General features: G+C 58.0%; 20 protein-coding genes, 3 tRNA genes and 1 riboswitch. Of the genes, 21 read left to right on the top strand and 2 right to left on the bottom strand.

Annotated elements, in window-relative coordinates:
• Positions 1–296 precede the first annotated feature (296 nt).
• From acs to astE, 14 genes are all read left to right on the top strand, one after another.
• Entirely contained in the window at positions 297–2,252 is a 1,956-nt protein-coding gene (gene acs / locus AO242_RS01580; protein WP_099267399.1) for an acetate--CoA ligase, read from the top strand.
• 626 nt (positions 2,253–2,878) lie between these two features.
• On the top strand, positions 2,879–3,655 hold the full coding sequence (locus tag AO242_RS01575; RefSeq protein ID WP_099267398.1) for an ABC transporter substrate-binding protein: 777 nt from the start codon (positions 2,879–2,881) through the stop codon (positions 3,653–3,655).
• An 85-nt stretch (positions 3,656–3,740) separates the two neighbouring features.
• Positions 3,741–4,430 (top strand): ABC transporter permease, encoded by a 690-nt coding sequence (locus AO242_RS01570; RefSeq protein WP_099267397.1) that lies wholly within the window; start codon positions 3,741–3,743, stop codon positions 4,428–4,430.
• Positions 4,427–5,125, top strand: coding sequence for an ABC transporter permease (locus AO242_RS01565; protein ID WP_099267396.1), 699 nt, complete (start codon positions 4,427–4,429; stop codon positions 5,123–5,125). The genes AO242_RS01570 and AO242_RS01565 overlap by 4 nt, the downstream gene beginning before the upstream one ends.
• Position 5,126: 1 nt before the next feature.
• Positions 5,127–6,239: a succinylglutamate desuccinylase/aspartoacylase family protein gene (locus AO242_RS01560; RefSeq protein WP_099267395.1), complete on the top strand. Its 1,113-nt coding sequence runs from the start codon at positions 5,127–5,129 to the stop codon at positions 6,237–6,239.
• 22 nt (positions 6,240–6,261) lie between these two features.
• On the top strand, positions 6,262–7,026 hold the full coding sequence (locus AO242_RS01555; protein ID WP_099267394.1) for an ABC transporter ATP-binding protein: 765 nt from the start codon (positions 6,262–6,264) through the stop codon (positions 7,024–7,026).
• Between the two features lie 161 nt (positions 7,027–7,187).
• Positions 7,188–8,168: a transcriptional regulator ArgR gene (argR, locus tag AO242_RS01550; protein WP_099267393.1), complete on the top strand. Its 981-nt coding sequence runs from the start codon at positions 7,188–7,190 to the stop codon at positions 8,166–8,168.
• Positions 8,169–8,569: 401 nt separating this feature from the next.
• Entirely contained in the window at positions 8,570–9,790 is a 1,221-nt protein-coding gene (locus AO242_RS01540) for an aspartate aminotransferase family protein (RefSeq protein ID WP_027900075.1), read from the top strand.
• 147 nt (positions 9,791–9,937) lie between these two features.
• Complete coding sequence (aruF, locus tag AO242_RS01535; RefSeq protein ID WP_027900076.1) at positions 9,938–10,969, top strand: arginine/ornithine succinyltransferase subunit alpha; 1,032 nt, start codon at positions 9,938–9,940, stop codon at positions 10,967–10,969.
• Positions 10,970–11,043: 74 nt separating this feature from the next.
• On the top strand, positions 11,044–12,069 hold the full coding sequence (gene astA / locus AO242_RS01530; RefSeq protein WP_027900077.1) for an arginine N-succinyltransferase: 1,026 nt from the start codon (positions 11,044–11,046) through the stop codon (positions 12,067–12,069).
• Positions 12,066–13,535, top strand: a complete 1,470-nt coding sequence (gene astD / locus AO242_RS01525; protein ID WP_176560557.1) for a succinylglutamate-semialdehyde dehydrogenase — start codon at positions 12,066–12,068, stop codon at positions 13,533–13,535. Before astA ends, astD begins: the two co-directional genes overlap by 4 nt.
• Before the next feature lie 207 nt (positions 13,536–13,742).
• Positions 13,743–15,089: an N-succinylarginine dihydrolase gene (gene astB, locus AO242_RS01520; RefSeq protein WP_099267391.1), complete on the top strand. Its 1,347-nt coding sequence runs from the start codon at positions 13,743–13,745 to the stop codon at positions 15,087–15,089.
• A 63-nt stretch (positions 15,090–15,152) separates the two neighbouring features.
• Positions 15,153–15,437 carry a hypothetical protein gene (locus tag AO242_RS01515; protein WP_027900080.1) on the top strand — a complete coding sequence of 95 codons (285 nt, stop codon included), beginning with the start codon at positions 15,153–15,155 and terminating at the stop codon, positions 15,435–15,437.
• 31 nt (positions 15,438–15,468) lie between these two features.
• Positions 15,469–16,476, top strand: coding sequence for a succinylglutamate desuccinylase (gene astE, locus AO242_RS01510; RefSeq protein ID WP_099267390.1), 1,008 nt, complete (start codon positions 15,469–15,471; stop codon positions 16,474–16,476).
• Positions 16,477–16,815: 339 nt separating this feature from the next.
• On the opposite strand, the gene AO242_RS01505 is transcribed toward astE, so the two are convergent.
• Positions 16,816–17,325 carry a 6,7-dimethyl-8-ribityllumazine synthase gene (locus AO242_RS01505; RefSeq protein WP_027900082.1) on the bottom strand — a complete coding sequence of 170 codons (510 nt, stop codon included), beginning with the start codon at positions 17,323–17,325 and terminating at the stop codon, positions 16,816–16,818.
• A gap of 126 nt (positions 17,326–17,451) precedes the next feature.
• A riboswitch (FMN riboswitch) is annotated at positions 17,452–17,597 on the bottom strand.
• Between the two features lie 182 nt (positions 17,598–17,779).
• On the opposite strand from AO242_RS01505, the gene ltaE reads away from it, so the two are divergent.
• The 7 genes from ltaE to AO242_RS01470 all read left to right on the top strand — a co-directional run bounded on the left by ltaE (position 17,780) and on the right by AO242_RS01470 (position 23,728).
• Complete coding sequence (gene ltaE / locus AO242_RS01500; RefSeq protein ID WP_099267519.1) at positions 17,780–18,784, top strand: low-specificity L-threonine aldolase; 1,005 nt, start codon at positions 17,780–17,782, stop codon at positions 18,782–18,784.
• Positions 18,785–18,928: 144 nt separating this feature from the next.
• Positions 18,929–21,553 (top strand): alanine--tRNA ligase, encoded by a 2,625-nt coding sequence (gene alaS, locus AO242_RS01495; protein ID WP_099267389.1) that lies wholly within the window; start codon positions 18,929–18,931, stop codon positions 21,551–21,553.
• A 96-nt stretch (positions 21,554–21,649) separates the two neighbouring features.
• Positions 21,650–22,882: an aspartate kinase gene (locus AO242_RS01490; RefSeq protein WP_027900085.1), complete on the top strand. Its 1,233-nt coding sequence runs from the start codon at positions 21,650–21,652 to the stop codon at positions 22,880–22,882.
• A gap of 170 nt (positions 22,883–23,052) precedes the next feature.
• Complete coding sequence (gene csrA / locus AO242_RS01485) at positions 23,053–23,241, top strand: carbon storage regulator CsrA (protein WP_002554426.1); 189 nt, start codon at positions 23,053–23,055, stop codon at positions 23,239–23,241.
• A gap of 62 nt (positions 23,242–23,303) precedes the next feature.
• A tRNA-Ser gene (locus tag AO242_RS01480) sits at positions 23,304–23,394 on the top strand.
• A 108-nt stretch (positions 23,395–23,502) separates the two neighbouring features.
• Positions 23,503–23,579: transfer RNA gene (locus AO242_RS01475), tRNA-Arg, on the top strand.
• A gap of 72 nt (positions 23,580–23,651) precedes the next feature.
• Positions 23,652–23,728: transfer RNA gene (locus AO242_RS01470), tRNA-Arg, on the top strand.
• Positions 23,729–23,771: 43 nt separating this feature from the next.
• Here AO242_RS01470 and bamE read toward each other — a convergent pair.
• Positions 23,772–24,275 (bottom strand): outer membrane protein assembly factor BamE domain-containing protein, encoded by a 504-nt coding sequence (bamE, locus tag AO242_RS01465; RefSeq protein ID WP_099267388.1) that lies wholly within the window; start codon positions 24,273–24,275, stop codon positions 23,772–23,774.
• Positions 24,276–24,302 lie beyond the last annotated feature (27 nt).

The following is a 24,302-nucleotide window of genomic DNA, read 5'->3' as shown; positions in this document are numbered from 1 at the left end:
CCGTGGGGGCTGTCAGTTATTTATCAGGTGCCTTGTTTGGCGAAGTCGATTCTATGCCTGTCACCGCACTTCATATAGAAACACTTTTGATAAACACTATTGAGCGAATTGACAACAATCCCTGAGAGCACCGGGCCAGAGGCTTATGAACGGTTGACTGCGGTCTTGTCTGTGCCTTTCAATGGTCCTAACGGGCCTGTTTATCTGAACGGTAAGACCATCGTCGAATGGTCCCGACGCCGACAGGCGGATACAACAGGGGCATAAAACAACAACTATCCACCGAGGTAACCAAGATGAGTGCAGCTTCCCTGTACCCCGTCCGCCCAGAAGTCGCAGCGAGCACGCTGACCGATGAGGCGACCTACAAGGCCATGTACCAGCAGTCGGTGGTCAATCCCGATGGCTTCTGGCGTGAACAAGCTCAGCGTCTGGACTGGATCAAACCTTTTACCTCGGTCAAGCAGACCTCTTTCGATGACCATCGTGTCGACATCAAATGGTTTGCCGATGGCACCCTGAACGTTGCCTATAACTGCCTGGATCGCCATCTCGAAGAGCGCGGCGACACCCTCGCTATCATCTGGGAGGGCGACGATCCTTCCGAAAGCCGCAACATTACCTATCGCGAGCTGCATGCCGAAGTCTGCAAGTTCGCCAACGCCTTGCGCGGTCAGGATGTGCACCGTGGCGATGTCGTCACTATTTATATGCCGATGATCCCCGAGGCCGTGGTCGCCATGCTGGCCTGCGCCCGTATCGGTGCGATCCACTCGGTTGTGTTTGGTGGTTTCTCGCCCGAAGCACTGGCTGGCCGCATCATCGACTGCAAATCCAAAGTGGTTATCACTGCTGACGAAGGTCTGCGCGGCGGCAAGAAAACCGCCATGAAAGCCAACGTTGACCGGGCGCTGACCAACCCGGAAACCGCCAGCGTGCAGAAAGTCATCGTCTGCAAACGCACTGGCGGCGACATCGAATGGAACCGCCACCGTGACATCTGGTATCACTCGCTGCTGGACGTGGCGTCCGAGATCTGTGCGCCGAAAGAAATGGGGGCCGAAGAGTCGCTGTTTATCCTTTATACCTCTGGCTCAACGGGCAAACCGAAAGGCGTGCTGCACACCACGGGCGGCTATCTGTTGTATGCCGCGCTGACTCACGAGCGAGTGTTCGACTACAAACCGGGCGAAATTTACTGGTGCACCGCTGACGTTGGTTGGGTCACGGGCCACAGCTATATCGTCTATGGCCCGCTGGCCAACGGCGCCACCACGCTGTTGTTCGAAGGCGTACCGAACTATCCGGACATCACGCGTCTGTCGAAGATCATCGACAAGCACAAGGTCAATATCCTCTACACCGCACCGACGGCCATCCGCGCGATGATGGCTGAAGGTACCAAGTCCGTTGAAGGCGCTGACGGTTCAAGCCTGCGCCTGCTGGGTTCGGTGGGCGAGCCGATCAACCCGGAAGCCTGGAACTGGTACTACAACACGGTTGGCAAGAAAAACTGCCCGATCGTCGATACCTGGTGGCAGACCGAAACCGGCGGCATTCTGATCAGCCCACTGCCGGGCGCGACGGCCCTCAAGCCTGGCTCGGCAACGCGTCCGTTCTTCGGCGTGATTCCGGCGTTGGTGGATAACCTTGGCAACCTGATCGAAGGCGCTGCCGAAGGCAACCTCGTCATCCTCGATTCGTGGCCGGGTCAATCGCGCTCCCTGTACGGCGACCATGACCGGTTCGTCGATACCTACTTCAAGACCTTTCGCGGCATGTACTTCACGGGTGACGGTGCGCGTCGTGACGAGGACGGTTACTACTGGATCACCGGTCGCGTGGATGACGTGCTTAACGTCTCCGGCCACCGCATGGGCACGGCTGAAATCGAAAGTGCGATGGTTGCGCATCCGAAGGTGGCCGAAGCCGCAGTGGTCGGCGTACCTCATGACCTGAAAGGGCAGGGCATCTACGTTTACGTGACGCTCAACGGCGGTGAAGTGCCGGATGATGCTTTGCGCAACGAGCTGCGTAACTGGGTCCGTAAAGAAATCGGCCCGATTGCTTCGCCAGATGTGATTCAGTGGGCGCCAGGCCTGCCGAAAACCCGCTCCGGGAAAATCATGCGCCGCATCCTGCGCAAGATCGCCACGGGTGAATACGATTCGCTGGGCGATATCTCGACCCTGGCCGATCCGAGCGTGGTGCAGCATTTGATCGATACGCACAAGACAATGAAAGTGGCCTGATAGTCAGCGCCTCAAAAAGCCCCATCCGGTGTGAGCCGGGTGGGGCTTTTTTTATGGTCTGTAGGACTGGCTTTAGCCGGGAGGGGGCTGGTACATCCGCCGCATTTGCATTGGCAGGAATGCCTCCCTCCCGGCTAAAGCCAGTCCTACAAGGTCCAGCAACACAGTGATATCCAACCAGGATATATATCGACCTGTTACCCACCCCACCGCTCAGGTAACGCCACTCCCGCTTATGGGGCAACGCACCTCACATCTGTAAGAATCTGCTACTCAAATAGCTGGCAGATAAACATGCGGCAATCCCGCCCTTGCCGTATTACAAGGCTTTGCCAATAATGGGCGCGCATTTTGCTGCAATCACGGGTTATCCCTCTTTTCGCCTTTGCATAACCGTTTTTGGTTGTCAATGCGCATGCCGTGATTTTCAGTGCATTTGTAACTAGTTGTCGCATTGAAGAAATATCGACTTCGAGCGTCCCGTTAAAATGCCGCTCACTCGCCGCAGGCTTGCAGGTCCGCATACCGGTCCCAGTCGCCTGGCGTCTATCTCCAATAGTCCTCTTCGCATCCTGGGCTCTTGCTCACGTTGCCATTTGTCGTGTTTTACCGACGGAGTCCTGACAATGAAAAAGCTCATGCTGCTTGGCGCAATGGCGCTGACCGTTCTGGCGCAGCCAGTGTTCGCAGACGAAAAGCCTCTGAAAATCGGTATTGAAGCAGCGTACCCTCCGTTTGCCTCCAAAGCACCGGACGGCAGCATCGTCGGTTTCGACTACGATATCGGCAACGCCCTGTGTGCTGAGATGAAGGTCAAGTGCACGTGGGTCGAGCAGGAATTCGACGGCCTGATCCCGGCGCTGAAAGTGCGCAAGATCGATGCGATCCTGTCCTCGATGTCCATCACCGAAGACCGCAAGAAGTCGGTTGATTTCACTGATCGCTACTACAGCACTCAGGCGCGTCTGGTCATGAAGGAAGGCACCACCGTCAGCGATAGCCTGGATGAACTCAAAGGCAAGACGATCGGCGCGCAACGTGGAACGATCCACGACACTTTCGCCAAAAAGGTGCTTGAGCCCAAGGGCGCCGTGATCAAGTCCTACAGCTCCCAGAACGAAATCTACCTGGACCTCAAGGCCGGTCGTCTGGACGGCACGGTAGCGGACGCGACCCTGCTGCAGGACGGTTTCCTGAAAACCGATTCGGGCAAAGGCTATGCTTTTGTCGGCCCGGCGTTCACTGACCCGGCTTACTTTGGTGACGGCATCGGCATTGCTGTTCGCAAGGGCGACAAGGCCAACGTTGAGCGCATCAACGCCGCGATCGCTGCGATTCGTGCCAACGGCGAGTACAAGAAGATTCAGGACAAGTACTTCGACTTCGACGTTTACGGCAAGTAAACCTGTCGTCACGGATGGCGCAGCCAGAAGCCGGTTTCGGTGTTGTGGCTAGCGCCATTTTTTACACCCATGAGGACCGCATAACATGTTGAATGGCTACGGGGCTGTCATCCTCGAGGGCGCAGGGCTGACGCTGCAACTGGCCCTGTCGTCGATGGCGCTGGCAATCGTCCTGGGTCTGATCGGTGTGTCGTTGCGTTTGTCGCCGGTGCGCTGGCTGGCCTGGCTGGGTGACGTGTATTCCACTGTGATTCGCGGGATTCCCGATCTGGTCCTGATCCTGCTGATTTTCTATGGCGGTCAGGGTGCCTTGAACACCATCGCGCCGACGCTCGGTCACGACGATTACATCGACCTGAGCCCTCTGGCTGCCGGTATCGGTACCCTGGGTTTCATCTTCGGTGCTTATCTGTCGGAAACCTTCCGCGGTGCATTCATGGCCATTCCAAAAGGGCAGGCCGAAGCGGGCCTTGCTTATGGGATGAGTCACTCCAAAGTGTTCTTCAGAATTCTGGTGCCGCAGATGGTTCGCCTGGCGATCCCCGGCTTCACCAATAACTGGCTGGTACTGACCAAGGCGACCGCGCTGATTTCGCTGGTCGGTCTGCAGGACATGATGTTTCTTGCCAAGCAGGCAGGCGACGCCACCAGTCAGCCCTTTACCTTCTTCCTGGCGGTGGCCGGGATCTATTTGCTGATCACCAGCGTTTCGCTATTGGCTCTGCGCCTTGTCGAAAAACGTTACTCCGTTGGAGTAAGGGCGGCTGACCTGTGATTTTTGATTACAACGTGATCTGGGACAATCTGCCGCTGTACTTCGCCGGTTTGCTGACCACCCTTGAGTTGCTCGGCATCGCCCTGGTGTTTGGTCTGTTTGCGGCGTTGCCACTGGGTCTGATGCGGGTGTCGAAAAAGCCTTGGGTGAATATGCCTGCGTGGCTTTATACCTACGTGATTCGTGGCACGCCGATGCTGGTGCAGCTGTATCTGATCTATTACGGCCTGTCGCAGTTCGCTGCGGTCCGGGAAAGCTTCCTGTGGCCATGGCTGTCCAGTGCGACCTTTTGCGCTTGTCTAGCGTTTGCGATCAATACCAGCGCCTACACCGCGGAAATCATCGCTGGCAGCCTCAAGGCTACGCCTGCGGGCGAGATTGAAGCGGCACGTGCCATGGGCATGTCCAAATCCAAAATGTACCGCCGCATCCTGCTGCCTTCGGCCTTGCGTCGAGCGCTGCCGCAGTACAGCAACGAAGTGATCATGATGTTGCAGACCACCAGTCTCGCGTCCAGCGTCACTCTGGTCGACATCACCGGAGCGGCCCGGGCGGTCAACTCGGAAAGCTTTTTGCCCTTCGAGGCGTTTATCACCGCAGGCGTGTTCTACCTGTGCCTGACATTCATTCTGGTGCGCCTGTTCAAGCTGGCTGAACGCCGCTGGCTGGGCTACCTCGCACCCCGGAAGGCCTGACATGCAAAGAACCGATCATGTATTGCCGTGGAGCACTCTCGGCACCGAGCGCCACCTCAGCGTGTTCCGTTTCGGCAGCGGCGAGCGCAAGGCCTACATTCAGGCCAGCCTGCACGCCGATGAGCTGCCGGGTATGCGCACGGCCTGGGAGCTGAAGAAGCGTTTGGCCGAACTGGAAGAGCAGGGCGCGCTCAAGGGCGTTATCGAACTGGTACCGGTCGCCAACCCGATTGGCCTGGGTCAGTTGTTGCAAGGCGCACATCAAGGCCGTTTCGAGTTTGGCAGTGGCAAGAATTTCAATCGCGATTTCTCCGAACTGAGCGAGCCGGTGGCCGAATTGCTTGAAGGCCAGTTGGGCGATGACCCGCACAGCAATGTGCAATTGATCCGTCAGGCCATGACCACGGTGCTGGCTAATTTGCCTCCAGCTGAAAGTGAGCTGCGCGGCATGCAGCGGATTCTGCTGAGTCACGCGTGCGTGGCCGATGTTGTGCTCGACCTGCATTGCGACGCCGATGCTGCATTGCACATGTACGCCTTGCCGCAGCACTGGCCGCAATGGCGCTCGCTGACTGCGCATTTGAATGTGCAAGTGGCTTTGCTGGCGGAAGACTCGGGTGGCAGTTCGTTCGACGAGGCCTGTTCGCTACCGTGGTTGCGCCTGTCGCGGATTTTCCCTGATGCGCAGATCCCGCTGACCTGCCTGGCAACTACCATTGAACTGGGCGGTCAGGCCGATACCGGTAAGCCTGAGGCCGAGGCTCATGCCGAAGGCATTCTGGCGTTTCTTGCCGGGCAAGGTTTTATCAGTGGTGACTGGCCGCAGGCAGCCCATGAAGAGTGCGAAGGGATGCCGTTCGAAGGCACTGAATTGCTGTTCGCCCCGCACCCTGGCGTGGTGAGTTTCCTGCGTGACGCAGGCGCCTGGGTCGAAGTGGGTGAGCCGCTGTTTGAAGTGATTGATCCACTGTCTGACCGGGTCAGTACTGTTTGCTCGAATACCGCCGGGGTGTTGTTTGCCATCGAGCGACTGCGTTACGCCCAGCCGGGCTTCTGGCTGGCCAAGGTGGCGGGTCGTACTGCCCGACGTCAGGGTCGCTTGCTCAATGACTGACCGATTTGTGAGAACTGAAAGCATGAACAAACTGGAAGTCCAGGACCTGCACAAACGCTATGGCAACCATGAAGTGCTCAACGGAGTCTCCCTGACCGCCAAAGCGGGCGATGTGATCAGCATCATTGGCTCCAGTGGTTCGGGCAAAAGCACCTTCCTGCGTTGCATCAATCTGCTGGAGCAGCCCCACGCGGGCAAGATTCTGCTCAACAATGAAGAGCTTCAACTGGTCGCCAACAAAGACGGCAGCATGCGCGCTGCGGACCCGAAACAACTGCAGCGCATGCGTTCACGTCTGTCCATGGTGTTTCAGCACTTCAACTTGTGGTCGCACATGACGGCGCTGGAAAACATCATCGAAGCTCCGGTGCATGTGTTGGGCGTGTCGAAAAAAGAAGCACTGGAAAAAGCCGAGCATTACCTGGCCAAAGTAGGCGTTGCTCACCGCAAGGACGCCTATCCGGGGCATATGTCCGGTGGCGAACAGCAGCGTGTGGCGATTGCCCGTGCCCTGGCGATGGAGCCGGAGGTGATGCTGTTCGACGAGCCGACCTCCGCGCTGGACCCTGAGCTGGTGGGTGACGTGCTTAAAGTCATGCAGGCCCTGGCTCAGGAAGGCCGGACCATGGTCGTGGTGACGCACGAAATGGGCTTCGCCCGTGAAGTCTCCAACCAATTGATCTTTCTCCACAAAGGCGTGGTCGAAGAGCGCGGTGATCCTCGTGAAGTCCTGGTCAATCCGCAGTCCGAACGTTTGCAGCAATTCCTCTCGGGTAGCTTGAAGTAACGAAAAGCTACGTTTTGGCGATGCGTTTCGAGACGTAACCGTTCATGCTGCGCGGCAAGCAGCATGAGCTGATTGCAGTAGATTCAGCCTGGGCGTCGATGCCCGCCCCATAAGCTGTGCACACAGTTTCAACAACAGCGACACGTTTCGGATTGCATGCCATGACCGCTCAACGAATTGGTTTTCTTATCTGGCCCAGCACCAAAGCCCTGACTCTGGCGCTGGCCGAGGAAGCCTTGCGTGTCGCCCAGCGCGTCCATCCGGAAGTGCTTTACGAGCTGTCGTTTCTGCAAGCCGAAGCGCCTGCCGAGGGCGCATGGCAATTGCCCGGCGAGCCTTGGGCGGGGCGGCTGGAAGGTTGCCAGAAGCTGTTTTTGCTGGCTGATGAGCCACCTGTGACGGTGAACGCCACGCTGGCCTCGGCGCTCAAGCAGTTGGTGCGTTCCGGTTGCGTCATTGGCGGACTTTCAGCAGGGGTTTACCCACTGGCTCAGTTGGGGCTGCTGGATGGCTATCGCGCTGCGGTGCACTGGCGCTGGCAGGATGATTTTACCGAGCGTTTCCCCAAAGTGATTGCCACCAGCCATCTGTTTGACTGGGATCGTGATCGTTTGACCGCGTGTGGCGGCATGTCGGTGCTGGATCTGTTGCTGGCCGTGCTGGCGCGTGATCATGGCGCCGAACTGGCGGGCGCGGTGTCCGAAGAACTGGTAGTGGAGCGCATCCGCGAAGGCGGCGAGCGTCAGCGTATTCCGTTGCAGAATCGCCTGGGGTCCAGCCATCCGAAGTTGACTCAGGCTGTGCTACTGATGGAAGCCAACATCGAAGAGCCGCTGACCACGGATGAAATTGCCCAGCACGTGTGTGTGTCGCGCAGGCAACTGGAGCGGATCTTCAAGCAGTACCTCAATCGCGTGCCGAGCCAGTATTACCTGGAGCTGCGCCTCAACAAGGCGCGACAGATGCTGATGCAGACCAGCAAATCCATCATCCAGATTGGCTTGTCCTGTGGCTTCTCCTCAGGGCCACACTTCTCCAGCGCCTACCGCAACTTCTTCGGCGCGACCCCCCGTGAAGACCGTAACCAGCGCCGCAGCAGCAGCCCGTTTGAATTGTCGTCGGTGCCTGCCGAGCGGGGGTGAGTCCTGCTAGTTTTGGTGGTTGAGGACTTGTAGGAGTGAGCTTGCTCGCGATGGCGGCTTTTCAGAATACATATAGGTGACTGAAAGAACGCTATCGCGAGCAAGCTCACTCCTACAGAGGAATGTATCCAGGCAAGTCAATTCATCGTTCTTCGCGGGCAAGTCGGATTGCCGCCCACTCGCTCCAACAAATCAAATCATCTGTATCTGCAACAATCCGCCCGCAACGTTTAAACTGCGCCTTTGCGATGGTTAATGTCGCATTGCCGAAAGTCACTGAAAAACCCGGTTTTGTGCTGTAACAAGTTGTCGCCTGGCGGCAAGGCCGGAGTCAAACCAGTCCTTACAATCTTCCCATCGCTCGCCAGTTTCAGGCAGGCGTTCCTCTTCAGGAGACTCCGATGTCCGTTGAGCAAGCTGCGGTGCAACGCGCCGATTTCGACCAGGTAATGGTCCCCAATTACGCTCCAGCCGGGTTTATTCCTGTGCGCGGTGCGGGTTCCCGGGTGTGGGATCAGGCGGGTCGTGAACTGGTTGATCTCTCCGGCGGGATTGCCGTCAACGTACTGGGCCACTGCCATCCGGCGCTGGTGGGTGCCTTGACTGAGCAGGCCAACAAGCTCTGGCACGTTTCCAACGTTTTCACCAACGAGCCAGCCCTGCGTCTGGCGAAGAAGCTGGTGGACGCGACATTCGCCGAGCGCGTGTTCTTCTGTAACTCCGGTGCCGAAGCCAACGAAGCCGCTTTCAAGCTGGCGCGCCGCGTTTCCCACGATCTGTATGGTCCGGACAAGTACGAAATCATTGCCGCACTGAACAGCTTCCACGGTCGTACGCTGTTCACCGTGACCGTGGGTGGTCAGTCCAAGTACTCCGACGGCTTTGGGCCGAAGATCACTGGCATCAGCCACGTGCCATTCAACGATCTGGCAGCGCTCAAGGCCGCGATCTCTGACAAGACTTGCGCCGTGGTGCTGGAGCCTGTTCAGGGCGAGGGTGGCGTATTGCCTGCCGAGCTTGAATACCTGCAAGGTGCCCGGGCACTGTGCGACGAGCACAAAGCGCTGCTGATCTTCGATGAAGTGCAGTGTGGCATGGGCCGTAGCGGTCGTCTGTTTGCCTATATGAATTACGGCGTTACGCCGGACATCCTGTCCAGCGCCAAGAGCATTGGCGGCGGTTTCCCGATGGCAGCCATGCTGACCACCGAAAAGCTCGCCAAGCACTTCGCGGTCGGCGTTCACGGTACGACTTACGGAGGCAATGCCCTGGCGTGCGCTGTGGGTAACGCAGTGATGGATGTGGTCCACACTCAGGAAGTCCGCGACGGCGTCACGGCCAAACATGCGAAGTTCAAGGCCCGCCTGGAGCAGATCGGCGAGAAGTATGGTGTTTTCACCCAGGTACGTGGCATGGGCCTGTTGATCGGTTGCGTGCTGACCGATGCCTGGAAAGGCAAGGCCAAGGACTTCTTCAACGCTGCCGAGCATGAAGGCGTGATGATTCTGCAAGCCGGTCCTGACGTGGTGCGTTTTGCTCCGAGTCTGGTGATCGAAGACGCTGACATCGACGAAGGTCTGGATCGCTTCGAGCGCGCTGTGGCCAAGCTGACTCAGGCTTGATGGCGGGCTGATCCAACGCAACACCTTCCGGCGTTTGCCTGCACGGTAAGCGTCGGACATTTTCCTGTGCCATGTGGCGTTGATCCACGTGGCGCTTTTTTTCTGTGCCGGGTTTGCCCGGTCTGTGTTCTGGTAAGGAGTGGCACCATGCTCGTGATGCGCCCCGCGCAAATGGCTGATCTGGCCGAGGTTCAACGCCTCGCTGCCGACAGCCCGATCGGTGTCACGTCCCTGCCTGACGATGCGGGACGGCTTGGCGACAAGATCGCCGCTTCGGAAGCCTCATTCGCGGCTGAAGTGAGCTTCAATGGCGAAGAAACCTACTTCTTCGTACTGGAAGACAGTGAAAGCGGACGACTGGTGGGCTGTTCAGGGATTGTCGCTTCGGCGGGCTATTCCGAACCCTTTTACAGCTTCCGTAACGAAACCTTCGTTCACGCCTCTCGCGAGCTGAAGATTCATAACAAGATTCATGTTCTGTCCCAGTGCCACGACTTGACCGGCAACAGCCTGTTGACCAGTTTCTATGTGGTCCCTGAACTGGTGGGCAGTGCATGGTCGGAGCTTAATTCCCGGGGGCGTCTGCTGTTTGTCGCGAGCCACCCGGAGCGCTTCGCGGACTCGGTGGTGACCGAGATTGTCGGTTACAGCGATGAAAATGGCGACTCGCCCTTCTGGGATGCCATCGGGCGCAATTTCTTCGATTTGAACTATGCCGCAGCCGAACGTCTGTGCGGGCTGAAAAGCCGGACATTCCTCGCCGAGCTGATGCCGCATTACCCGATTTATGTGCCGTTGTTGCCGGACGCCGCCCAGGAAGCTATGGGCCAGGTGCATCCGCGGGCGCAGATCACCTTCGACATCCTGATGCGCGAAGGCTTCGAGACCGATCACTACATCGACATTTTCGACGGTGGCCCGACCCTGCATGCGCGTGTTTCCGGGATTCGCTCCATCGCTCAGAGCCGCTTGGTGCCCGTTAAAATCGACGCTCAACGATCCACTGACACCGGTTCCGGCGGCCGTCTGTATCTGGTTGCCAATGGCTTGTTGCAGGATTACCGGGCGATATTGCTGGAACTGGACTGGGCGCCAGGCAAGCCGGTCGCCCTGAGTCTGGCAGCAGCCGAGGCCCTGGGTGTTGGTGAAGATGCCAGCGTGCGGGTCGTGGCGGTCTGATACGCCTTTGAATGTGGATGGCTGGTTTAGCGAGTTTCGCCGTTTCCCGAGGGAAGTGGTATTGAGGAGATAGCATGATCGTTCGTCCCGTAAGCAGCAGTGACCTGCCAGCGCTGATCGAGTTGGCGCGCAGCACAGGCGCTGGCCTGACGACTTTGCCCGCCAATGAAGAACGCTTGGCGCACCGGGTCGGTTGGGCGGAAAAGACCTTTCGCGGCGAAGCCGGGCGCGGTGATGCGGATTACCTTTTCGTGCTTGAAGACGATGACGGCCGCGTAGTGGGTATTTCCGCCATCGCTGGGGCGGTTGGCCTGCGCGAGCCCTGGTACAACTATCGAGTGGGGCTGACGGTCAGCGCTTCTCAGGAATTGAATATCTATCGGGAAATCCCGACCCTGTTTCTGGCCAATGACCTGACCGGTAATTCCGAGCTGTGCTCGCTGTTCCTGCACAGCGACTTCCGTAACGGTTTGAACGGGCGTCTGCTGGCCAAGGCGCGGATGCTGTTTATCGCGGAGTTCCCGCAGTTGTTTGGCAACAAGATCATCGCCGAGATGCGCGGTATGTCCGATGAAAATGGTCGGTCGCCGTTCTGGGAAAGTCTGGGGCGACACTTCTTCAAGATGGAGTTCAGCCAGGCGGATTACCTGACGGGCGTCGGTAACAAGGCGTTCATTGCTGAGCTGATGCCCAAGTTTCCGCTGTACAGCTGCTTCCTCTCCGAAGATGCCCGTAACGTGATTGGCCGGGTGCACGCCGACACCGAACCAGCGCTGACCATGCTCAAGGCCGAAGGCTTCAGCTATCAGGGTTACGTGGATATCTTCGACGCCGGTCCAGCGGTTGAGTGCGAGACTGCGAAGATCCGCGCCGTGCGCGACAGTGCGCCTTTGGTGCTGGCCATCGGTACACCGGGTGACGATGCCACACAATTCCTGATTCATAACCGCAAGCGTGAGGAGTGCAGAATCACTGTGGGCGCGGCGCGCTTTGCGGCCGGTACATTGGTGGTTGCCCCGGCGACCGCCAAGCGCCTGCGCCTGAGTGCGGGCGACAATGTCCGTGCGGTTCCGCTGTCCCCGGCGCGGGAGGCTGTCTGATGAGCACCTTGTATATCGCAGGCAACTGGCAGGCCGGGCAGGGCGAGGCGTTCGAGTCGCTCAATCCGGTGACTCAGCAGGTTGTATGGTCCGGGCAAGGTGCAACGGCCGCTCAGGTAGACGTTGCCGTGCAAGCTGCGCGTCAGGCTTTTCCCGCATGGGCGAGTCGCACCCTGGAAGATCGCATCACGGTGCTGGAAGCTTTCGCCGCCAGCCTGAAAAGCCAGGCAGACGCTTTGGCGCAGTGCATTGGTGAAGAAACCGGCAAGCCGCTCTGGGAGTCGGCGACCGAAGTGACCAGCATGGTCAATAAAATCGCTATTTCCGTACAGAGCTACCGGGAGCGCACCGGCGAGAAGAGCGGCCCGCTGGGCGACGCGAACGCGGTGCTGCGCCACAAGCCCCATGGCGTGGTCGCGGTGTTCGGGCCGTACAACTTTCCCGGGCATCTGCCCAACGGACACATTGTCCCGGCTTTGCTGGCGGGCAATGCCGTCGTGTTCAAACCCAGCGAGCTGACCCCGAAAGTCGCCGAACTGACGGTCAAGTGCTGGATTGAGGCCGGTTTGCCTGCCGGTGTATTGAATCTGCTGCAGGGCGGTCGTGACACCGGTATCGCCCTGGCCGCCAATTCTGGCATCGATGGATTGTTTTTCACCGGTTCGAGCCGTACTGGCAATGCTCTGCATCAGCAGTTTGCCGGTCGTCCCGACAAGATCCTTGCGCTGGAAATGGGCGGCAACAACCCGCTGGTCGTCGACGAAGTCAGCGATGTAGAAGCTGCGGTGTACACCGTTATTCAGTCGGCATTCATCTCCGCCGGGCAGCGCTGCACGTGCGCGCGACGCTTGCTGGTGCCACAGGGCGTCTGGGGCGATGCGTTTCTTGAGCGTCTGGTTGAGGTCACGCGCAACATCGAAGTGGGCGCTTACGATCAGCAGCCCGCGCCGTTCATGGGCTCGGTCATTTCGCTGCATGCGGCCAGTGCCTTGCTGGCGGCTCAGGAGCAATTGCTTGCCAATGGCGCTTTGGCGTTACTGGAAATGACCCAGCCACACGCCACGTCGGCGTTGCTCACACCAGGCATTATTGACGTGTCCGAGGTCAGCGATCCTCTTGATGAAGAGCTGTTCGGGCCGCTATTGCAGGTGCTGCGTTATTCGGATTTTGATAACGCCATCGCCTTGGCCAATGACACTCAGTACGGCCTGGCTGCCGGTCTGCTGTCGGATTCCGAAGCGCGTTACAAACAGTTCTGGCTGGAGAGCCGGGCAGGGATCGTCAACTGGAACAAACAGCTGACGGGCGCGGCGAGCAGCGCACCGTTTGGCGGGGTAGGGGCTTCCGGTAATCACCGGGCGAGTGCGTATTACGCGGCGGATTATTGCGCGTATCCGGTGGCCTCGCTGGAGAGCAGCAGCCTGACCTTGCCTGCGACCCTGACGCCGGGTGTGCGATTGTCATGACTGTCCTGCAGTAAACATTGAACCTGTAGGAGCTGCCGAAGGCTGCGATGGCGGAGTGTCAGGATGAATGCTTCGCAGCCTTCGGCAGCTCCTACAGAAAATCCATGGCAGTTCAGTAAGTTATATGTTGTTTGATAAAGCTGCCCAAGGCTGCGAAGCGATGATTGAACCTTACGCTTATAAGAAAAGATCCACGGAGCCGAGCCGATGAAATCATACGAAGTCAATTTTGACGGCCTGGTCGGGCCGACGCACAACTACGGCGGTCTGTCGTACGGTAACGTCGCCTCGCAAAGCAACTGCCTGCAGTCCTCCAATCCTCGCGAGGCTGCGTTGCAGGGCCTGGCGAAGATGAAGGCGTTGATGGACATGGGTTTTACCCAGGGTGTCCTCGCGCCACAGGAGCGTCCGGATATCGCCGGTCTGCGCCGTCTTGGCTTTAGCGGCACAGACGCACATGTGATCGAGCAGGCTGCCAGGCAAGCCAAACCTCTGCTGGCTGCCAGTTGTTCAGCCTCGAGCATGTGGGTCGCCAACGCCGCAACGGTCAGCCCGAGCGCCGACACCGCTGATGGCCGCGTGCATTTCACCGCCGCCAACCTGGCCTGCAAATACCACCGTAGCATCGAGCACCCGACCACCAGCCGTGTGCTGGCGGCGATGTTCGCCAATTCGCAACACTTTGCCCACCACGCTGCGTTGCCTTCTGTTGCCCAGTTTGGTGATGAGGGCGCCGCCAATCACACGCGTCTATGTCGTGACTATGGCGAGGCGGGGGTGGAGTTTTTCGTGTTCGGGCGCAGCGCTTTTGATTCGCGATTTCCTGAGCCGCAGAAGTACCCTGCGCGCCAGACCCTCGAAGCATCCCAGGCCGTGGCTCGCTTGCATGGTTTGAGTGACAGCGCCGTCGTGTACGGTCAGCAGAACCCGGCGGTGATTGATCAGGGTGTGTTTCACAACGATGTGATTGCCGTGGGTAACGGCGAAGTGTTGTTCTATCACGAGGACGCATTTCTCCATACCGAGCGCATGCTGGCTGAATTGCAGGACAAGCTTGCCCGTTGCGGCGGCCAGCTCCAGCCGATTTGCGTTCCGCGTGCCGAAGTTTCGGTCGAAGATGCGGTGCGTTCTTACCTGTTCAATAGCCAGCTATTGTCCCGCCCCGATGGCACCATGTTGCTGGTCGTGCCCGAAGAGTGTCGCGGCAATGAGCGAGTCTGGCGTTACCTGCAAGAGCTGACCGCGGGTGCTGGTCCGGTCAGGGAGGTTAAAGTCTTTGACCTCAAGCAGAGCATGCAGAATGGCGGCGGCCCGGCGTGCCTGCGTCTGCGGGTCGCGCTCAATGAAACCGAGCTGGCGGCGGTCAATCCCGGGGTTATCATGACCGCGCCGCTGTACGACACGCTGACCCAGTGGGTCGACAGGCATTATCGTGACCGCATGAGCGAAGATGATCTGGCAGATCCGCAATTGCTGGTCGAATGCCGCGGAGCATTGGATGAATTGACGCAAATCCTTAAACTGGGCGCAGTTTATCCTTTTCAGTTGGCCTGAAATTCTGGCGGGTGGTGCCTGGCACGACCCGCCGTCCTTACCTCTCCATAGAGAACACCGATTATGAGCGACACCCTGCAGTTGATCCTTGAAGACACCGATGGCACCCAACTGGAAACCTCCTGCACCCGCGTTGCGGTCGTCTGGCAGGGCAAGGAAATCTGGATTCAGCACGATGGCCGCGGCCAGTTGCTGATCGGCGTCGATGTCGAGGAAGGTGATGCCGAGTACGCCAACCTGTTGTTGCGTCCTCTGGCGACCAATCTGGTCAGCCTGCAGCTGGAAATGGAGCCTGCCGACGTCGGTGAAGACGAAGAGCATGTGCACGGCCCGGACTGCAATCACTAAGACCCACTTCACCCATTAGGGAACAGTGCCTATGCTCGCCCTCGGTAAACTGCTTGACCTGACTTTGGCTGGACGTGAACCGGCAGAAAAGACTCAAGTGACAGTCGCCGGAGTGCGATTGCGATGGCTGAGCGAAGGTGCGCTGGAAGTGCGTCCTGCCCAGGATCGGGATAACGGCACGGATTTGCTGTTGTCCGCCGGAATCCATGGCAACGAGACGGCACCTATCGAGCTGCTGGATGAATTGATCCGCAGCATTGCCCGCGGCGAATTACAGCCGCGGGCACGTATTCTTTTCCTGTTCGGTAATCCCGACGCCATGCGCCGTGGCGAGCGGTATGTTGAGCAGGACGTTAATCGGCTGTTCAACGGTCGTCATGAGCACAGCGGTGGAGCTGAGGCGTTACGCGCCTGCGAGCTGGAGCGGCTGGCGGCGACGTTTTTCAGCATTCCGGATCGCTACCGTTTGCACTACGACCTGCACACGGCGATTCGTGGTTCGAAGATCGAACAATTCGCGCTGTATCCCTGGAAAGAAGGGCGTCAGCATTCGCGCCGGGAGCTGGCGCGGTTGCAGGCAGCAGGCATGACGGCGGTATTGCTGCAGAAAAAACCCTCTATCGTATTCAGCGCCTATACCTACGACAAGCTCGGGGCCGAGGCTTTTACCCTTGAGCTGGGCAAGGCGCGACCGTTCGGGCAGAACCAGGAAGTTGATCTGACTCGCTTGCGCACGCGTCTGGAGCAGATGATCGAAGGCACTGAGCCCGCGGTGGACGAAAGTCTTGAGGGTTTGCAGCTGTTCAGCGTTGCCCGGGAAATCATCAAGCACAGCGATGGTTTCAGGCTGCACTTGCCCTTGGACGTGGAAAACTTTTCGCCGCTGGATAAAGGCTACGTTCTGGCTGACGACCTGAGCCATTCACGCTGGATAGTAGAAGAAGAGGGCGCGAGGATCATTTTCCCGAATCCCAAGGTCAAAAACGGGCTGCGGGCGGGGATATTGATTGTGCCGGCTACGGCGGACGGGCTGGTTTAAAAGCATTTTTGAGCGCTGGAGTTCTCTCTCGCAGCAAGCGGCGACCTGTAGGAGTCGCCCCGGTGTCCCTGACACCACGCTGTCGCGCAGCAAACACGGACCCTGTAGGAGTGAGCTTGCTCGCGATTCGGCCTGTCAGTCGATGAATATATTGCCTGTACTGGAGCTATCGCGAGCAAGCTCACTCCTACAGTAAAAAGCATTCCAAATCAGATAGTTATATTTTGTTTGATAGGAGCGCGCTTGCCCGCGATTCGGTCTGTCAATCAACGAGTCTATCGCCTGTGCTAACGCTATCGCGGGCAAGCGCGCTCCTACGGGTGTTACGCTCGGCTCCGGTTAGCCGACTTTCTTCTGCCCTTCGCTACGGCGAATCGCACGCACTTTAGCAACGGTATCCGCGCAGGTTTTCGCCGCTTCCTGGCCTTTGTGCAGGAAGTGTTCGAAGAAGAACTTCAGGTGTTCTTCGCCTGCGTGGAAGTGGTGAGGGGTGAGGACTACAGAGAAAACCGGCACTTCGGTTTCCAGCTGCACTTGCATCAGTGCGCTGACCACCGACTGAGCGACGAACTCGTGGCGATAGATCCCGCCATCCACAACGAGGGCTGCGCCGACGATGCCTGCGTAGCGGCCGCTGTTGGCCAGCAGTTTGGCGTGCAGTGGGATTTCAAAGGCGCCGCCGACTTCGAAGAAGTCGATGTCCGCTTCGGTGTAGCCATGGTTAGCCATTTCAGTGATGAAGCCGATTTTGCTCTGATCGACAATATCCTTGTGCCAGCAGGCCTGGATAAAAGCGATACGCTCGTTCGCGTGGTTTTTGCTTTTGCTGTCGATTGCGGTGGGTTGCATCTGTTCTGTCTCCTGTCTATAAAAAAACAGGGCACTTTGGATCGAATGGGAAGGTCAGGCTAAGCCCGGCAATCATGGGAACGAAATCCGTTCGTGACGATGCGCGATGCGTTGCGGTGGTGCCAATCCCGTTCTCTCTTCATCCGGACTATGACCGTCGGCCCCGGAATCTCACCAGGTCTGCTGACCCTGCGTATGCAGGCGCTCGCGGGCTAGACACATTGCGCGTCATTACCGCCGGTGGGGAATTGCACCCCGCCCTGAGAACGTTGCCGCTGAAATATTTCAACGGCGCGCATTTTTTATCACAGTTTTACTGAATGTGCTTGGACGCATTCCTACAGTCGTCCTGACTTTTTCTTATAAGAAAGTCTTGGAATTCAACACCAGCGCCTTGATTATTCCTGTCCGTAACCTCACAACTGAGGTTCGTCTTTTTCCAGGGAGCTTTATCGTGACGGTTATCGACTTGCGCAGCGACACAGTGACTCAGCCCACTCATGGCATGCGTGCCGCCATGGCGCAGGCACCGCTGGGTGATGATGTCTACGGTGAAGATCCGACGGTCAATCGTCTTGAGGGCTGGTTGGCGGACCGACTCGGGTTCGCGGCTGCGCTGTTCGTCCCGACCGGCACGATGAGCAACCTGTTGGGCTTGATGGCCCACTGCGAACGTGGCGATGAATATATCGTCGGCCAGCAGGCCCACACCTATAAATATGAAGGTGGCGGCGCAGCGGTGCTGGGTTCCATTCAACCGCAGCCGCTGGAAAACCAGGCCGATGGTTCGCTGGACCTGAATCAGGTGCTGCAAACCATCAAGCCTGACGATTTCCATTTTGCCCGCACCCGTCTGCTGGCCCTGGAAAACACCATGCAGGGCAAGGTGCTGCCGTTGAGCTATCTGACGGCAGCCCGCGCATTCACTCAGCAACATGGCCTGGCGCTGCATCTGGATGGCGCCCGGTTATACAACGCCGCAGTGAAACTGGGCGTTGATGCGCGGGAAATAACTCAGCATTTTGATTCGGTGTCAGTGTGCCTGTCCAAGGGGCTGGGTGCGCCGATTGGTTCGGTGCTGTGCGGCTCTCAGGCGTTCATCGACAAGGCCCGCCGCTTGCGCAAAATGGTCGGCGGCGGCATGCGTCAGGCCGGGATGCTGGCGGCAGCGGGCCTGTATGCGCTGGAGCATCAGGTCGAGCGTCTGGCCGATGATCACGCCAATGCCGCATTTCTGGGTTCTGCACTGACGGAGCTGGGTTACTCGGTTGAACCGGTGCAGACCAATATGGTTTATGTGCACATCGGCGATCGCGCTCAGGCGCTCAAGGCGTTCTGTGCCGAACGCGGTATCACGCTCAGTGCTGCGCCGCGTCTGCGGATGATCACTCACCTGGATGTTTCCCGTCAGCAACTCGAGACCGTAATCACAGCATTTGCTGACTTTTCCCGCACTTGAAGCGCCGATAGTCCAGTAGCTTTGTTCTATCGTACAAACAGACTGTACCGTTGACGCAACGCCTATATAATGCGGCCCTTTGCCGTCGCTACGTCATATGACGTTTTGCACTTGCCTCTGGCCGCAGTCTCCGTGGAAGAACCTATGAAAAGCGCAGAAATCCGTGAAGCCTTCCTTGGCTTCTTCGAAGAGCAAGGCCACACCCGTGTAGCCTCAAGTTCCCTGATTCCGGGCAACGACCCGACCCTGCTGTTTACCAACGCAGGTATGAACCAGTTCAAGGACTGCTTCCTGGGCCAGGAAAAGCGAGCCTATACCCGTGCAGTGACCAGCCAGAAATGTGTGCGTGCCGGTGGCAAGCACAATGACCTGGAAAACGTCGGCTACACCGCGCGTCACCACACATTCTTCGAAATGCTGGGCAACTTCAGCTTCGGTGATTACTTCAAGCGTGATGCGATCACCTACGCCTGGACCTTCCTGACCTCGGAAAAATGGTTGAACCTGCCCAAGGACAAACTCTGGGTAACGGTCTACGCCAGTGACGACGAGGCTTACGATATCTGGACCAAAGACATCGGCGTACCTGCCGAGCGCATGGTCCGTATCGGGGACAACAAAGGCGCGCCATACGCATCCGACAACTTCTGGACCATGGGCGATACAGGCCCGTGTGGTCCTTGCACCGAGATTTTCTTCGATCACGGCCCTGAAATCTGGGGCGGCCCACCAGGCTCGCCGGAAGAAGACGGCGACCGTTACATCGAAATCTGGAACAACGTTTTCATGCAGTTCAACCGCACCGCTGACGGCGTGCTGCACCCGTTGCCTGCGCCGTCGGTAGACACCGGCATGGGCCTGGAGCGCGTCAGTGCTGTTCTGCAGCACGTGAACTCCAACTACGAAATCGATTTGTTCCAGAGCCTGCTGGCTGCTTCGGCCAAAGCCATTGGCTGCGGTAACGACAGTCAGGCTTCGCTGAAAGTCGTGGCTGACCACATTCGTTCCTGTGGCTTCCTGATTGCTGATGGCGTGCTGCCGTCCAATGAAGGTCGCGGTTATGTGCTGCGTCGGATCATTCGTCGTGCTTGCCGTCACGGTAACAAGCTGGGCGCCAAGGGCAGCTTCTTCTATCAGATCGTTGCGGCGCTGGTTGCCGAGATGGGGACTGCGTTTCCTGAGCTGGTTCAGCAGCAGGCGCACATCGAGCGCGTGCTCAAGGCCGAAGAAGAGCAGTTCGCCAAGACCCTGGAGCAGGGCCTGAAGATCCTCGAACAGGATCTGGCTGAACTCAAAGGTAATGTCGTGCCGGGTGACGTGGTGTTCAAACTCTACGACACCTACGGTTTCCCGATGGACCTGACTGGCGACATCGCCCGTGAGCGCAACCTGACTCTCGACGAGGAAGGTTTCGAGCGCGAGATGGATGCGCAGCGTGTTCGCGCCCGTTCTGCCAGTTCGTTCGGCATGGACTACAACAGCCTTGTCAAAGTCGACGTGGCGACCGAGTTCACTGGCTACAAAGCGACTCGCGGCGAAGCGAAGATCGTGGCCCTCTATAAAGACGGTCAGAAAGTCGAGCAGTTGAGCGAAGGCGAAGAGGGCGTTGTAGTCCTTGATACCACGCCGTTCTACGCCGAGTCGGGTGGCCAGATTGGTGATGCCGGTTACCTCAGCGCTGGTGAAGTACGCTTCGATGTTCGTGACACCACCAAAACCGGTGGCGCTTTCCTGCACCATGGCGTTGTCGCTGCCGGCACCTTGACGGTGGGCGCTTCGGTCAACACCGAAGTCGATGCCGAGGTGCGCAACGCCACGGCGTTGAACCACTCCGCGACTCACTTGCTGCACGCAGCCTTGCGCAAGGTGTTGGGCGAGCACGTTCAGCAAAAGGGCTCGTTGGTCGACAGTCAGCGCCTGCGCTTCGACTTCAGCCATTTCGAATCCATCAAGCCTGAGCAGTTGAAAGCGCTGGAAGACATCGTCAACGACGAAATCCGCAAGAACACGGCAGTCGAGACGGTCGAAACCGACATCGAAACTGCGAAGGCGCGTGGCGCCATGGCGCTGTTCGGCGAGAAGTACGGCGACAGCGTGCGCGTGCTGAGCATGGGCGGTGATTTTTCCGTCGAGCTGTGCGGTGGTATTCATGCCACTCGCACCGGCGACATCGCAGTATTCAAGATTGTCAGCGAAGGCGGCGTGGCCGCTGGCGTTCGACGCATTGAGGCCGTCACTGGCGCAGCGGCGCTGGGCTACCTCAATGCCGCAGAAGATCAACTCAAGGAAGCCGCGACGCTGGTCAAAGGCAACCGCGAGAACCTGTTGGACAAGCTGACGGCTGTGCTTGAGCGCAACCGTCTGCTGGAAAAACAACTGGAGCAATTGCAGGCCAAGGCGGCCAGCGCAGCGGGCGACGATCTGTCTTCCTCCGCGCTGGATGTCAAAGGCGTGAAAGTGCTGGCCGTGCGCCTGGACGGTCTGGATGGCAAAGCGCTGTTGGCGCTTGTCGATCAGTTGAAGAACAAACTCGGTCGCGCAGTGATCCTGCTCGGCAGTGTGCATGAAGACAAGGTCGTACTGGTTGCAGGCGTAACCAAGGACCTGACTGGCCAACTCAAAGCCGGTGATTTGATGAAACAGGCCGCTGCGGCCGTAGGTGGTAAAGGCGGCGGTCGTCCTGATATGGCGCAAGGTGGTGGTGTTGACGCGGGGGCGCTGGATGCAGCGCTGGCGTTGACCGTGCCTTTCGTCGAGCAGGGTATTTAAGTCGACCTTCCGGAGCAGCCACGCACAGGCGTGGCCGCCCGGCGCTTGGATTTAACGTTTAATGGGCGCCCTTAATCGGGCAGAGGCGGCTTTGAGATGGCTTTGATCGTACAGAAATTTGGAGGCACCTCGGTGGGCTCTGTGGAGCGTATCGAGCAGGTTGCCGACAAGGTCAAGAAATTCCGTGAGCAGGGCGACGACCTTGTGGTTGTGCTTTCTGCCATGAGTGGCGAGACCAATCGCCTGATCGACCTTGCCAGGCAGATCAGCGATCAGCCGGTTCCTCGTGAGCTGGATGTAATCGTATCGACAGGCGAGCAGGTGACGATCGCCCTGTTGGCCATGGCGCTGATGAAGCGTGGCGTGCCAGCAGTGTCGTACACCGGTAATCAGGTCCGTATCCTGACGGACAGCGCGCACAACAAGGCGCGTATTCTGCAGATCGATGACCAGAAGATTCGTGCCGACCTGAAGGCTGGCCGTGTGGTTGTGGTCGCCGGTTTCCAGGGCGTGGACGAGAACGGCAACATTACGACCCTGGGTCGTGGTGGTTCTGACACCACTGGCGTGGCATTGGCTGCGGCGCTGAAGGCCGATGAATGCCAGATCTACACCGATGTCGATGGTGTTTACACCACAGATCCACGTGTGGTCTCCCAGGCTCAGCGTCTGGACAAGATTACCTTCGAAGAGATGCTGGAAATGGCCAGCCTCGGTTCCAAGGTATTGCAGATCCGCGCGGTGGAGTTTGCCGGCAAGTACAACGTCCCGCTGCGCGTATTGCACAGCTTCAAGGAGGGTCCAGGTACCCTCATTACCATTGATGAAGAGGAATCCATGGAACAGCCGATCATTTCCGGCATCGCCTTCAACCGCGATGAGGCCAAGCTGACCATCCGTGGCGTGCCAGACACCCCGGGTGTGGCGTTCAAGATTCTCGGGCCGATCAGCGCCGCGAATATCGAAGTCGACATGATCGTGCAGAACGTTGCGCACGATAACACCACCGATTTCACCTTCACTGTTCACCGCAATGACTACCAGGCTGCCTTGCAGGTGCTGGAAAACACTGCGCGTGAAATCAATGCCCGTGAAGTGATTGGCGATACCAAAATCGCCAAGGTATCGATTGTTGGCGTGGGCATGCGTTCTCACGCAGGTGTTGCCAGTCGCATGTTCGAGTCGCTGGCGAAGGAAAGCATCAATATCCAGATGATCTCGACGTCGGAAATCAAGGTTTCGGTGGTGATCGAAGAGAAGTATCTGGAGCTGGCGGTACGTGCGCTGCACACCGCTTTTGAGCTGGATGCGCCTCGACAGGGTGAGTGATGGTATCGGCAAGGGGCGCGGACTGACTGCGCCTCTTGTGTTATTGCCGGGCGAAAACTGTTCTTTTGCTTTTGCCGGTCGATACCTTGGTGACAGCCGCGCTACTGTCGCGGATGTCGCCTTCGGTTTGCAGACTGTTGTTCCTGAATGTAGTGCGTGAGGAGAAAGGTATGCTGATTCTGACTCGTCGTTGCGCAGAAAGCCTGATCATTGGTGATGGAGAAATCACCGTGACCGTGCTCGGCGTCAAAGGTAACCAGGTGCGCATTGGTGTTAACGCACCCAAGGAAGTCGCTGTCCACCGTGAAGAGATTTACCTGCGCATCAAGAAAGAGAAGGACGAAGAACCAAGCCATTAATTTTTATTGAATTTTTGGTTTGCAAACGGGGAAAAGGGTGGTTATTATACGCCCCGTGTTGCGGAGAGCTGGCCGAGTGGCCGAAGGCGCTCCCCTGCTAAGGGAGTACACCTCACAAGGGTGTCGGGGGTTCGAATCCCCCGTTCTCCGCCATTATTTGCGTAGTACGTTGTATCTGGCTTTAATCGGTAAGCTGTTGAATTTACTAGAAAAAAGTTCTTGACCAAAAGATTCGACGGCCTATAATGCGCGGCAACAAATGCACTCGTAGCTCAGCTGGATAGAGTACTCGGCTACGAACCGAGCGGTCACAGGTTCGAATCCTGTCGAGTGCACCATTTAAGAGTTGTTTGCAGTAATGCAAGTGACTTTGTTGTAACCAGCGGTGATCTGGTTTATCAAGCGCTAATGCACTCGTAGCTCAGCTGGATAGAGTACTCGGCTACGAACCGAGCGGTCACAGGTTCGAATCCTGTCGAGTGCACCAAACACCAAAAAGCCCGTATCGTTTGATACGGGCTTTTTGCTTTCTAGCGTTTGCCTTTTACGCAGTCATGCTCGTCGAAGGTGACCTGGCTACTGCGGCCTTTCTTCTCGTGATACACGTATCGTGTCTCGCCATTCCTGCTCACTACCTTGTCGGGCCTGCCCAGCAAGCTTTCTACGTCCTTGCGCGTCATGCCGGGTGGCGTCTGCTGATTGATGATCGCCCGTCGACGTTGCTCGGGGCTCAGGCGGTTGCCGCATCCGTCGTCACGCTGACCGACTATTACCAATTCTTCTGATTGAGCAGCTTGTGCTGATTTGCGAGCGGATCTGTCTACCTGTTCAGCGCCGGGAAGCAACGGCGTAACCGAGCCGGGTGGCGCGTTGTAAGCGTCTTGCCACTGTACGTCCTGTCCGCTTGGGCAGCCCAGGGTGGTGAAGGTGATGTTGCCGGTGGCGTCTTCGCAGCGCAGAACGCTGGACGCTTGCAGCAAGGTTGATGAGCAGAGCAGGGCGAACCCTAAAAGACAGGCGGGCGTTTGGTTCATTGAAGTCTTCCGTGACGGATGTCGCAA

The sequence above is a fragment of the Pseudomonas sp. ICMP 561 genome, assembly GCF_002699985.1.
Lineage (GTDB): Bacteria > Pseudomonadota > Gammaproteobacteria > Pseudomonadales > Pseudomonadaceae > Aquipseudomonas > Aquipseudomonas quasicaspiana.
This window is presented reverse-complemented; position numbering and strand designations above follow the sequence as displayed.